Origin of the sequence: Streptomyces sp. NPDC088400 (assembly GCF_044753355.1) — a bacterium.
GTDB lineage: Bacteria > Actinomycetota > Actinomycetes > Streptomycetales > Streptomycetaceae > Streptomyces.
The window spans coordinates 165,097-177,301 of sequence record NZ_JBIVMZ010000005.1 but is presented as its reverse complement, the minus strand read 5'-3'; the positions used below and the strand labels follow the sequence as shown (position 1 = coordinate 177,301).

The window sequence follows — 12,205 nt, the reverse complement described above, 5'->3', positions numbered from 1 at the left end:
GCGGTCACCGCTGTGACCGCGTCCTCTGGCACGTCTGCCTCGTATGAACTCGGCGGATCAGTCCTGCTGCGCGCCCGCCGGGAGCTTCCGCAGCTTCATGTTCTCGGCCGCGTCCGTCCCGAAGCCGTAGTCGAGCAGCTTCGCCGCGTCGCCGTACCGGTCGGTGCTGTTCAGGACCGTACCGACGAGGGTCTTGCCGCCACGGGTGGCCGCGAACACCAGGCAGTCGCCCGCCGGGGTGGTCGTACCGGTCTTGATGCCGATGACGCCGTCGTACGAGCCGAGCAGCTGGTTCGTGTTGTGCCAGGTGTACGTGCGGATACGGCCGTTGGCGGCCGGGGCGTCGCCCTTGTACTGCGTGGACTTGACGACCGTACGGAACGTGTCGTTCTGCATGGCGTGCTGGGCCAGTTGGGCCAGCTCCGCCGGGGTGCTGCGGTCCGCCTTCACTCCGTCGAAGCTCTCGAACTCCGTCTTGTCGAGCTGGAGTTCGTTGGCCTTGGTGTTCATCTTCTGGATGAACGAGGCGGTCCGCGCGGTGCTGTCGGCGCCGGTGCCGAACGTGTCGGCGAGCGCGTAGGCCGCGTCGGCGCCGGAGGGGAGCAGCGACGCGTAGAGCAGCTGGCGGACGGTGAGCTTGTCGCCGGTCTGGAGGTCCGCCGTGCTGGCGCTGTGCGCGGTGACGTAGTCGCGGTACTTCTGCTGGACGACCACCTGCTGGTCGAGGTTCACGCCTTTGGTGTCGAGCACCACGGTGGCGGTCATGATCTTCGCCGTGCTCGCCATGGGACGGACGGTGTCGGCGTCCTTGCCGTAGAGCGTCTCGCCGCTCGTGCTGTTCACCAGGGAGGCGCCCTTGGCGGCGAGGGTCGGGGCCGCGGGCCCGGCGGCGGCCTGGGCGGCCAGGGGGGTGAGGGCGAGCAGCGCGCCGGCCGCGACGGTGGCGACGGCGGCCTTGCGTAGGGTCAGAACTCTGGAGGTCAAGGCGATTGCTCCGCATCTGCGTTGCTTGTTCCGGCACCGTGGAACCGCGGATCGTGGAGCTGTGATCTGTGACCTGCGATCCGTGGTTCGGGTGGGGGCACTGTGGGGAAAGGTGCCCCACGCATCAACGCCATGAGATGCGGGACGGGTTGCACGGAGGCGCGCCTTGATTTCCCGCCGCCTCGACCTGCGCCTCGACCTGCGACCCCGATCCGGCTCAGCCATCCCTGAGCCGGATCGGGCACGTCGACCGGCGCTTGGATCAGTCGCGCTGTGCGTCCGACGGGAGCGTACGCAGCTTCATCGTCTTCGCGGTGCTCGAACCGAAGCCGTAGTCGAGCATCTTGGCCGCGTCCTTGTAACGGTCGGAACCGTTCAGGATGACGCCGACAACGGTCTTGCTGCCGCGCGTGGCGGCGAAGATCAAGCAGGGGCCCGCGGCCGTGCCGGTACCGGTCTTGATGCCGATCGCGCCCTTGTAGGAGCCGAGCAGCTTGTTGGTGTTGTACCAGGTGTACGTGCGCGAGCCGCCGTTGCTCGCCGGCGCCGTGGCCTTGTACGAGGTGGCCTTGACGACCGTACGGAAATTCGTGTTCTTCATGGCGTACTGGGCGACCTTCGCCAGGTCACGCGGCGTCGAGTAGTTGTTCCCGCCACCGGATATGCCGTCGAAGGAGTCGAACTTGGTGTTCTTGAGCTTGAGTTCGGTGGCCTTCGCGTTCATCTTCGAGACGAACGACTTGGTGCGCGCGGCGGTGGTGGAGCCGGTGCCGAAGGTGTCGGCGAGGGCGTACGCCGCGTCACAGCCCGAGGGGAGCAGCGTCGCGTACAGCAGCTGGCGCACGGTCATCTTGTCACCGGTACGCAGATCGGCGGTGCTGGCGCCCTCTTTGGTGACGTAGTCGCGGTAGGCCTGCTTGACGGTGACCTTGCGGTTCAGGTCGACGCCCTTGGTGCTGAGGACCACGGCGGCCGTCATGACCTTCGTCGTGCTGGCCATCTGGCGGCGGGTGTCGGCGGCCTTGCTGTACACCGTCGCGCTGGACGCGTTGTTCAGCAGGAAGGCGCCCTTGGCGCTGACGGTCGGTGCGGTGGCCGCCTGGGCCGGGGCGGCAAGAGCGGAGACGCTCAGCAGCGCGCCGGTGGCGAGAGTGACTGCGGCGGCTCTCCGCATGGTGGGGAGGGTGCGTGTCAAGGAAACTCTCCGAGTTCGCGAATGCTTGGAAATGCGCCTAAAGGGGACCCGGTGGAAAGAGGGTCCCAGGGTGAGACACGCAAACGTACCGAAAGGATGTAGGCAAGCCGGAGTTCGGGGCGGAATCTCTCGGCGTGGGGGTGTGCGGGGGCACGGGTGTGCGGGGTGCACCGGCGTACAGGTGTACGGACGTACGGGTGCATGCCGCAGAAGGGGGGACGGGGGTGGGGAATGGGCGGTGGGGAGTTGGCGGTGGTCCGCTGGTCGACCCGGGGCGGGGCGGGTGGTGGCGGTGGTCCGCTGGTCGATCCGGGCGGGTCGGGCAGGGCGGGCTTCGGGGCCGGGAAGGGGTTCGGGCGGGGCGTGCGGGAGGGGTTAACGCGGGCCCGTACCCGGTGGTGTGGCCACGGCTGCCTGCGCCAAGGCGACGAAGCGCGGTATCAGTGGGTGTCCGCCGTGCCGGGGGTAGACGAGGTTGAGGGGAATGAGTGGCGCGTCCGGAATGGTGAGGAACGATACGAACGAATGAATATGCTGCCGTCCGACGAACTCCGGGACCACGCCCATTCCTTTGTTGGCGGCGACGGCTTCCAGCCATTCGTCGAAATTGCGGCATACGACGGAGACGCCGGGACGGTGGTCGCGCGGCCAGTCGGCCAAGTCCGTCGTCCCGCTCACCTCGTCGATGACGAGGTCCTGATCGGCGATTTCCTGCCAGCGGATCTCCTCTCGCCCGGCGAGTTCGGACCGTATGGAGACCGCGGCGATTGCTCGCTCGTACAGCAGGGTGACGACCTCCGTTCGAGGGGCGGTTATTCGGCCCCTCAGGATCGCCAGGTCGGCGTCCCCGCGATCCACCCCCGCGAGGGAGGAGTTGTGCCGGTGCGCGCTCACCGACAGGCCGGTTTCCTCCTCGAATCGGGCGATGGCCTCCTGCGGCCACCCTGTGGGAAAACCCCAGGTGAAGCCGATGCGGAACGGTTCGTCGTGGAGTTCGAGACGTAAGGCGGACTCCAGCTTGGGTAAGAGAAGGCTGAGTTGGTCGTAGAGGCCCTCGCCGGCCGATGTGAGGGCGACTTGACGTGTCGTGCGCTCCAGCAGGCGCCGGCCGAGCAGTTCTTCCAGGCGCCGGATGTTGCGGCTGAGTGTCGGCTGGGACACGTTCATGCGCTTCGCCGCTCGGGTGAAGTGTCTCTCGTCCGCCAGGGCCAGGAACCCGCGCAGGTGATGTAGCTCAATACTCATGGACAGCAGCATAAGTAATGGCTCAAGAGCGCCTTGGAAACTTCCGGACGATCAAATTTCCCGTGCTGTCCAATGTTTCGGGGCCGCTCTCCCCTAGGACCTGTGGGGATGCATCCCGTGGGCCTCGCATTCCTATGTCGCCAGGATTCGTGACCACGCCGAAAAATCGATGAAGCTCACGCAGACTTATTCAGGACATCCGGATTAAAACCTCGCGCCCCGCAGGTGTACCCGTAGGGGCATCCGCGGGGCGCGAGGGGCACTCGCGGGTGTACCCGTACGGGCAGCCCGCGGGGTTGAGAGGTACTCGCGGATGTCCCGTACGGGCATCCGGCGAGGTCGAGGGGCACTCGCCCCGGATCCGGCCCTGGGGGGAAGCCCGGTTCCCGGCCGGACGGACCGCCTTCTCGTATACGGAAGGTCAGTTCCGGTACTCCTCGTCGGTGACGCGTTCCTTCCATTCGGTGGGGCCGTCCGTGACCGCGATGTGCGTCATGAACGTGCCCGGCCCCGCGCCGTGCCAGTGCTCTTCGCCGGGGTGGCAGATCACCGTGTCGCCCGCCCTGACCTCCTGTCGCTCGCCGCCGCGCGACTGGACGACTCCCACACCTTCGGTGATGTGCAGGACCTGGCCCGCGGGATGCCGGTGCCAGGCGCTGCGCGCGCCGGGCGTGAAGAGCACGTTGCGCACTTCGGCGTTGGCGGTGGCGCCGATGCGCGGCCACAGCCATACGTCGCCGGAGAACCGGTCCTCGGGGCCCTTGATCGAGTCTCCGGGGTGACGGTTGACGTCCATGAAGCGAACTCCTTCTTCGGGGGTGCCGACGTAAGAGGTGAGAGGTTGGCGGTGTCGGGGGTGGTGTCGGGAGTGGTGTCGGAGGCGCTGGAGAGGGCGGCGGTGTCAGGACCGGTCCGCGGTGGTGCCGGGAGGCTGCGGTGTCAGGACCGGCCCGCCGCGGTGTCGGAACCGGCCCTCCCGGCCAGCAGGACCAGCACGGAGGCGGCGACCGACACGACGGCCAGTACGGCGCTGGTCGTGCTGAACGCGTCCTGCGGTGCTCCGCTCCGGGCGGCGAGGTCCAGGTACACGGTGCCGAAGACGGCCACGCCCAGGGTTCCGCCGACCTGGAGCGTCGTGTTGAACAGGCCGCTCACGTCGGGCGCGTAGCGGGACTCGACGGACTCGGTCAGGTGGGCCAGGGTCCCGCTGAAGGCGGCGCCGTAGCCGATGCCACCGATGCCGAGGAGGACGATCAGCCAGCCGGTGCTCTGCGCGCCGGCGGCCACCGCGGCGAAGGAGACCGCCATCAGCAGGCCCCCCACCGGGGCCGCGAGCTTCCTGGCGCGCCCGCCGACCCGCCCGAGGACCGGACCGACCAGCGCGAACGTCGCCACCCACGCGATGGGAACGAGCCCCGAGTAGACCGCGCTCCTGCCGAGCCCCTGCTGGAGGTACAGCGCGAGGACGAACAGGAGCGCGAAGTAGCCCGCCCGGGTGGCCGCTTGGGAGACGAGGGCGAGGGATATCTCCTTCCGGGCGAGCAGCGCGACATTCATCAGCGGATCGCCCCCGCGCCCCGCGATGCGCCGCTCGGTCCGGAAGAACTGGGCGAACACCGGCAGGGAGGCCGCGAGGCACAGCCATGTCCACGGGGCCCACCCCGCGTCCCGGCCGAGGACCAGCGGGGTCACCAGAAGGAACAGCCCGAGCGACAGCAGGCCGACGCCGCGCATGTCGAGCGTCTTCTCCCGCGAGGTCTCGTCGTCGGGGAGGAAGACGAACGAGGTGATCAGCAGGACGACGCCGATCGGCACGTTGATCAGAAAGATGGGCCGCCATCCCGTCCCGAGGATGTCGGCCGCCACCAGGACGCCGCCCAGCGCCTGGCCGATGACGGAGCTGACACCGAGTACGCCGGTGTACGCGCCGAGGGCCCGGCGGCGCGCGGCGCCCTCGAAGTGCACCTGGATGCCCGTCAGGACCTGAGACACCATCAGGGCCGCGCCGACTCCCTGCACGACGCGGGCGCCGACCAGGGCGGGGGCGTTGGGCGCGAGGCCGCAGGCGAGTGAGGACAGAGTGAAGACGGTGAGCCCCAGCAGGTACATCAACCGCCGGCCGTGGATCTCGCCCAGCCGGGCGCCGGTGATCAGCAGCATCGCGTACGCGAGCGTGTAGCCCGAGACGATGAGTTCGAGTTCGCCGGCGGACGCGTGCAGATGATCGCGGATCGACGGGATCGCGACGTTGACCACCGCGATGTCGACGTTTCCGAGGAACATCCCGCCGAGCAAGGAGGCCAGCAGCCAGCCCGGCCGTCTCCCGCGCTGTCCCGAAAGGACCTGCCCGGTCCCGGTCCGCGCCGACTCTCTTGCGACAGACGTCTTCAAGGAATCCACATCCCAGAATGTAACTACTAGTATGTACGGTTCGCAATACGACCTTGAAATATGAGCGGCCCGCAAGGCCCCCGTGGCGGTCAAGGCCCCCCGTGGCGGTCAAGGCCCCCCATGGCGGTTGAGGTGCGGACAGCCGGTCCGCGCGGGGCGTTCGGCGCGGACCGGCTGTCCTCGGTGACCCGGGAAACAGGACCTGAGCGAGTTTTTAGACGGCGTCCCGCTGGACCAGTTGGAACTGGATGCCGTCGGATGTCTCGGGCCGCGTCCAGGCGTTGAGGTTCGGCCCGACCGGAACGGGCTCGCTCGTGGTCAGCTCGACCCCCAGCCCCTGGACCGCCCGCATGATCCGCGGCACGTCGTCGACCTCGACGCCGATGTGCTCGATACGGGCCTGGTTCCCCTCGCCGAGCCGACGCCCCCGGGCCTCCTCGGTCGTGGGCTCGATCAGCTCGATCCGGCCGTCTCCGCAGTGGTAGAACGCGATCTTCACGTTCCGCTCGGGCACCTCCTGGGCCCGTTCCAGCCGCATCCCCAGGCTTTCCAGGAACGCCCTCGCCTCGGCGAGGTCGTCGACCACCACACCGATGTGGTCAATCCGCTTGAACATGTGCGCCTCCGGCTCGTGTCGGTTGATCACTCGTGCTCTTTGGAGAACTTGTTGTCCAGGAGCGCCAGTTGGGGCAGGTTGGACATGTTGAGGAGAAGCAGGTCGTCGGCCGTCCCGCCGTTCTCGAACGCACCGTTCGCGGACCCGTCGTTCTCGACCTCGCCGTTCTCGAAGTGGTGCACGGACCAGGCCGGGATGAGCAGGATGTCGCCCTCGCTCAACGCGGCCGTGTCCCCGGTCTCGTCGAAGACGACGGTGCCGGATCCGGACCGGACGAAATACAGGTGCCACCAGGAGTGCGAGTGCGGGGTGGTGCGGTCGCCGGGCCGGACGGCCTGAAACGTCATCGACGTGCCCGGGACGATCTCGTGGCCTCCGTCGGGCGCGGCCAGGGTGAGCGTTCCGTACTCCGTGTGCTCGGCGGCCTGGAGTTCCTTGGCGAGGTTCTCCCACTGCCACACGATGGGTGACGGACTCCGCCGCACATGGCGCGCGCGGAACTCAGGGTACGGAAACTGACTTCCGGACTGCACCGGCATGCTCTTCCTCCCGGGTGGTGTCGTCTCGTCGGCGGATGTGGTCGACCATGTCCCGTACGGCGGTGTCGGCATCGAGGGTGAACTGCGAGGCCAGTCCCTGCCGGGGCAGCGCGTGGGTGTAGAACCGCGGCCCCTCGACCGGGCAGCCGACCGCCCAGACGGCGTCGAGCGGCTCACCGGACGCCGTGACCGGCCGTCCCCGCTCGTCGATGTCGAGGCCGCCCGGCTCGAACGAGCCGTTCGCGAAGGGGCGGACCAGGCCGCGCTCCAGCAGGTTCCCGATCAGCGGCGACCTGTCGTGCCCGGGGACGAACGCGTCGAGACGGGCGATGACCAGGGCGTCGGCGTGACGGACCTCCGGGCCGTCCGGGTAGTCCGTGCCGATCGCGAACCGTGCCGCGTCCGGGTCGGCGCTCACCCGGCAGCCCGGTCCGCCGGCCAGGTCCACGATCCCCGCCCGCAGCAGCGCGAGGAGCTGGTGGTTGCGGTGCCGGGGCGGGCCGAACGCGATCCGGTTCATGACCGCGACGTACGTCCCGTTGAACGTACGGTGCGACGCGGGGGTGAGCCCGCCGAACTCGACGGCCTCCCGCAGCGCCGCCCGGGTGTCCCGGACGACATCGGTGGCGGCCTTCACCGGACTTGTCCTGTTGCCGAGTTCCGCGTGCTCCAGGTCGCCGACCAGGTAGTCGACGAAGAAGTCCGTGAAGGCTCGCTGGTTCGCGAATCGTCTGCCACGCAACGGGTCGATGACGGCCTCGACCGCGCGCCGCTCGGCCGCTGTGAGGTGGTAGTCCTCGGGCGCGACGGGGCGTTGTTCCCGTGCCGTGCGGTACGCGTACCCCATTTCCCGCAGCAGGAGAGGAAGGACCTCGCTCTCGAAATCGAGCCGGGGATCGCCCCTGCGCTCCCGCGCCTCCTCCTGGAGCCGGTGGACGGCCTCCTTGGTGAAGAACCGGGGCCGGTGCTGTCCGGTGACGCCCTTCTGGTTCACCCCCCGCGCGCTGAACGGCAGGCACTGGCGGGAGAAGAGCCGGATGCCGGGCTCGCGTCCGGAGGGCCGGTACTCCATGTCCGGTCCCGTCCCGTGGAACTGTCCGCCGCGGCCGACGGTCAGTTCGGATATCACGTCGTGCGCGGTCAGCCCGAATCCCTGCACGGCGACGGTCGAGCCCGGGGCGATCTCCTGGAGCACGTCGACCGGATAGGGAGTGGGGCAGTACAGGAGCCGGGGGTTGCGGCTGCCGTACTCCCGGGCGAACGCCTCGTGCGCGCGGTCCTCCTCGGTGGGGATGCGCCGGCCGTGCCCGGTGGTGAGGAACACGTAGTCGCTGGCGAGGACGAATCCCTTCTCCAGGTGGACGTCGAAGCGTCCGTCGTCCCGTACCACGATGTCCACGGCCCGGTCGCGGTGGTGCACGACGCCGACCCGGGGCGGCAGGCCGCGCACCGTGTGGTCGAAGACCCAGCTGAGATAGGCACCGAGCATCTGCCGTGGCAGATAGGCGTGTTCCCCGACCGCGTCGCCCGCGTCGCCGCCCGTCGGATAGAACGCGGCGCCGAATTCCCGGTAGCCGCTGCCCGCCGCCCACTCGGTGAACGAGGGGCCCCGCCCGTCGGCGAACATCGTCACCTGGCTGGCAACGGTGTTGGTCAGCAGATGGGCGGGCTGGCGCCCGGAGTGCGAGCCCTGGCCGCCGTCGCCCGGGTCGATGAGGTGCACCTCCAGGGCGTACCCCTCCGGCAGCCGGTCGGCGAGGTCGGAGATCCGTTGCAGGACGCTCAGGCCGCGTGGCCCCACCCCTACGACGGACACCCGCAGGGCCCTCACCGCAGGGCCCCGTTCGCCACCGCGCCGGTCTGCGCGCCGGTCTGCGTGCCGGTCCGCGTACGGGTCGGTGTGTCGGTCCGCGTACGGGTCTGCGTGCCGGTCTGCGTACGGGTCGGCGTACGGGTCTGCGTGCCGGTCTGCGTACGGGTCGGCGTTCCCGTTTGCGTGCCGGTTCGCGTGCCGTCGAGAACAGGCTCTACGGGAACGGGCTCGGCGAGGGGCTCTTCGTGGAGGCGGACCCAGTCCGGCGCCCCGGGCAGCCGGGGGAACCGCTCGGCCACCCGCGGGTCGTGGCCGGGAATGATGTGGTCGTCGCTGTCCGCCAGGGCCTCGATCGTGGCGTAGCCCTCCATCATCGGAGTGAGCTGGTCGACGATGGGGAACGGGCTGCGCAGCCGGATGTTGTCCCACAGGTGGGTGGCGTCGCTCGCCAGCACGACCCAGCCGCGCGCGGTGGGCACCCGGACCACCTGGGTGCCCGGGGTGTGGCCCGGTACCCGGTGCACCGTCACTCCGGGGAGGATCTCGGCCTCCCCCCGGTGCAGCACCAGCCGTTCCTCGAACAGCCCCTGCACGGCCGTGTGGACGTTGACCGGCTCGAAGGGTCTGCGTACGGCGTGGTGGCGCATCGACGGCCCGGTGCAGAAGCGCAGTTCCTCCTCTTGCAGATGGACGCGGGCCGCCGGGAAGCGGTCGAGGTTCCCGGCGTGGTCGTAGTGCATGTGGGTGATCACGACGTCCGGTACGTCATCGGCCGTGACATCGATGTCGGCCAGGGCGTCGACGGGGCAGCGGAACAGGGTCCGTCCCCGGCGCAGCGCCATCTCCTCGGAGAAGCCGGTGTCCACCAGCAGGAGACGCCGGTCGTCGCGGATCACCCAGAGGTAGAAGTCCATCGGCATCGGGCCCGGCGTGAACTGCCCTTCGTCGAAAAGGAAGTTGTCCCGCGCCGGCCGGTCTGCGTGCGTGCCGAAACGGAGTGCCAGGACTTCATAGGTCGGATGCGTTTCCTCGGTCATGCGCCTCACGCCCCCACGAGGTCGAGCGGCCGGCCGAGCACGGAAGGGCCGTCCGCGACCGGTTCCTCTTCGAAGAAGAACGTGCGCTCGCCGAAGGCCGGGACAAGCTGGTCGAACCAGGTCGCGGCGGGATCGAATTTCGCGTAGAAGGGACGGCGTACGACATCTCCCCGGCGTGCCTGGAGGAATTGCAGGGCGAATACCTTTTCGCCGCGGATCGTTGGGACTCCGTCGATGAGTACCTTTCCGGGAAAGGCGCTCATCGACGGCCCGCGCACGGTACGGGAAAGGCCGGAGACCGACTCGTAGGCGGTACGGAAGATGTCGTACGCCTCCGCCAGCGGCAGCTCGAAATAGGACCGCGCGCCGGTGTCCCGCTCGACGAACATGTAGTACGGGACGGCGCCCAGTCGCACGCCCCGGGTCCAGAGTTCGTTCCAGGCGGCCGGGTCGTCGTTGATGTGCCGCAGTACGGGCGACTGCATACGGACGACGGCGCCGGTCGCGAGGACGCGGCGCAGGGCGTTCTGCGCGATCTCGGGCCGCAGTTCGGCCGGGTGGTTGTAGTGGCCCATCAGCGCGAGGTGCTTTCCGGCGGCCACCAGGCGCTCGAACAGACGTAGGAGCCCGTCGGCGTCCACGTCGCTGACGAAGCGCTGCGGCCAGTACCCGAGGGCCTTCGTGCCGATCCTGATGTTCTGGATGTGCGCCAGCTCCGGCGACAGGAGCGGTTCGAGGTAGCGCTCCAGCGTGGCCGTCCGCATGATCATCGGGTCGCCGCCGGTGATCAGCACGTCCGTGACCTCGGGGTGCCGCTTGAGATAGGCCGCCAGGCCAGCGGCGTCCCGGGCCGCGAAGTGCAGGTCGTCCTCCCCGACGAACTGCGGCCACCGGAAGCAGAACGTGCAGTACGCGTGGCACGTCTGGCCGGCGCTCGGGAAGAAGAGGACGGTCTGCGCGTACTTGTGCTGGATCCCCGGGACGACCTCGCCGTCCAGCCGCGGCACGTTGTGCGTCAACTGGCCGGCCGGATGCGGATTCATGCGCGAGCGGACCTGGTGGATCTCCTTGGCCAGCAGCTTCTTGTCGCCCGAGCGCACCAGGTCCCGGAGCGTCGTGTAGTCGTCCGGATCCAGCATCGTCCGGTGCGGGAAGTTCAGCCGGAAGATCGGATCGTCCGGTATGCGGTCCCAGTCGATGAGTTGGTCCAGCACGTACTGGTTGGTTCTGAACGGCAGTACGTGGGTGACCACGTCGACCGCCTCGCGGAGTTCCTCAGGAATGCGTTCCCACTGGGGTGCCCGCTTGATCGACGAACGATTGTAGGGCTTGTACTTGACGGCAGTTTCGTTACCCATGCGGATTCTCCGTCCGAACGGCAGAAGGTGAGCATCGGTGAGCGCGTGATACTGCGGCGGGATACGGCGATCCGGCCGCGGCCGGGTGGAGCCCGGTCCTGCAAGGCATTACTGCTTGCACGTCAGAAAGTTAGACGAGGGACCGGGCGGAGGGGAAATAGCCGCAGCCGCCCATCCATTCGTCTCGTGCATGAATTGGTTTCATGAGTCTTCTGAATAAATGGTCTGCGGGCGGCATCAATTGCGTCGTGCCGACTTGGCGTCCGTGTCGTGGAGACCGTACGAGCGGCAGGCCCCAATGGCCGTGCCAGGAAAGGGACATGGCGGAGCGTCGACTCTGGACATGACGGAGCGTCAGCTTGTACCGCGACGAAGCGTCAGCTCGTACGGCTTCGCATCGGCGACTCGTACCGCGTCGCGTCCGTCCTGTTCGCGTCAGTCCTGTCCCGGAGTGGCGGCGAGACGCGTCACGACCTGCTTGGCGCCGTCGACCGCCCGGTGGAACGCCGCGGGATCCTGGTGCGCGCGGGCGAGGACGTAACCGCCCTGCACCGTCGCGATGATCAGCGAAGCCATCACGTCCGGGTCGGTGTCGGAACGCAGTTCACCCGTGCGTACCCCGTCCGCGAGCACCGCGGCCAGGCGGTCGGCGAGCCAGGTGAAGAAGTCCGCCGTGGGAGCGCGCAGACCGGCGTCGGCGACGACGTCGTGGTCCTGTGCCAGGCGCCCCATGCGGCAGCCGGCCAGCGGGTCGCGCTCCCGGTCGAGGAAGGCGCAGACGCGCGCGACGGCGGACTCCTCCCCGTCCAGGGCCTCCTCCACGCTGGACCGGAGCTGGTCGCTCATGTGCGTCATGGCGGCGACCGCCAGCCCCGCCTTGCCGGAGAAGTGGTGGTACATGCTCCCCTGGCCCGCTTCCGCGCGCTCCAGGATCATGGCCGGGCTCATGCCCGTGTACCCCCGCTCCCACAGGAGGTCGGCCGTGGCCAGGGTGAGTGCCTCCTTCTTGCTCATGCGGTCACTGTAC

Annotated in this window: 11 protein-coding genes; all 11 read right to left on the bottom strand. The window is 68.8% G+C overall.

Going from position 1 to position 12,205, the window contains the following annotated elements:
- Positions 1 to 57 precede the first annotated feature (57 nt).
- The 11 genes from ACIQD6_RS14850 to ACIQD6_RS14800 all read right to left on the bottom strand — a co-directional run bounded on the left by ACIQD6_RS14850 (position 58) and on the right by ACIQD6_RS14800 (position 12,192).
- The gene (locus ACIQD6_RS14850; protein ID WP_401882089.1) at positions 58 to 984 is read right to left on the bottom strand and encodes a D-alanyl-D-alanine carboxypeptidase family protein; all 927 of its coding nucleotides are present in this window, start codon (positions 982 to 984) and stop codon (positions 58 to 60) included.
- Positions 985 to 1,246: 262 nt separating this feature from the next.
- The gene (locus ACIQD6_RS14845) at positions 1,247 to 2,158 is read right to left on the bottom strand and encodes a D-alanyl-D-alanine carboxypeptidase family protein (protein ID WP_401882086.1); all 912 of its coding nucleotides are present in this window, start codon (positions 2,156 to 2,158) and stop codon (positions 1,247 to 1,249) included.
- Positions 2,159 to 2,554: 396 nt separating this feature from the next.
- The gene (locus ACIQD6_RS14840; RefSeq protein WP_401882083.1) at positions 2,555 to 3,424 is read right to left on the bottom strand and encodes a LysR family transcriptional regulator; all 870 of its coding nucleotides are present in this window, start codon (positions 3,422 to 3,424) and stop codon (positions 2,555 to 2,557) included.
- Between the two features lie 421 nt (positions 3,425 to 3,845).
- The gene (locus ACIQD6_RS14835) at positions 3,846 to 4,220 is read right to left on the bottom strand and encodes a cupin domain-containing protein (RefSeq protein WP_401882080.1); all 375 of its coding nucleotides are present in this window, start codon (positions 4,218 to 4,220) and stop codon (positions 3,846 to 3,848) included.
- A 143-nt stretch (positions 4,221 to 4,363) separates the two neighbouring features.
- The gene (locus ACIQD6_RS14830) at positions 4,364 to 5,815 is read right to left on the bottom strand and encodes an MFS transporter (protein ID WP_401882077.1); all 1,452 of its coding nucleotides are present in this window, start codon (positions 5,813 to 5,815) and stop codon (positions 4,364 to 4,366) included.
- 214 nt (positions 5,816 to 6,029) lie between these two features.
- A complete protein-coding gene (locus ACIQD6_RS14825) occupies positions 6,030 to 6,431 on the bottom strand; it encodes a VOC family protein (RefSeq protein WP_401882075.1) in 402 nt (133 codons plus the stop codon).
- Positions 6,432 to 6,457: 26 nt separating this feature from the next.
- Positions 6,458 to 6,892 carry a cupin domain-containing protein gene (locus ACIQD6_RS14820; protein ID WP_401882073.1) on the bottom strand — a complete coding sequence of 145 codons (435 nt, stop codon included), beginning with the start codon at positions 6,890 to 6,892 and terminating at the stop codon, positions 6,458 to 6,460.
- 40 nt (positions 6,893 to 6,932) lie between these two features.
- A complete protein-coding gene (locus ACIQD6_RS14815; RefSeq protein ID WP_401882070.1) occupies positions 6,933 to 8,786 on the bottom strand; it encodes an FAD/NAD(P)-binding protein in 1,854 nt (617 codons plus the stop codon).
- Between the two features lie 11 nt (positions 8,787 to 8,797).
- Entirely contained in the window at positions 8,798 to 9,820 is a 1,023-nt protein-coding gene (locus ACIQD6_RS14810) for an N-acyl homoserine lactonase family protein (protein ID WP_401882068.1), read from the bottom strand.
- Positions 9,821 to 9,825: 5 nt separating this feature from the next.
- Positions 9,826 to 11,178, bottom strand: coding sequence for a KamA family radical SAM protein (locus tag ACIQD6_RS14805; RefSeq protein ID WP_401882065.1), 1,353 nt, complete (start codon positions 11,176 to 11,178; stop codon positions 9,826 to 9,828).
- 435 nt (positions 11,179 to 11,613) lie between these two features.
- Complete coding sequence (locus tag ACIQD6_RS14800) at positions 11,614 to 12,192, bottom strand: TetR family transcriptional regulator C-terminal domain-containing protein (RefSeq protein ID WP_401882062.1); 579 nt, start codon at positions 12,190 to 12,192, stop codon at positions 11,614 to 11,616.
- Positions 12,193 to 12,205 lie beyond the last annotated feature (13 nt).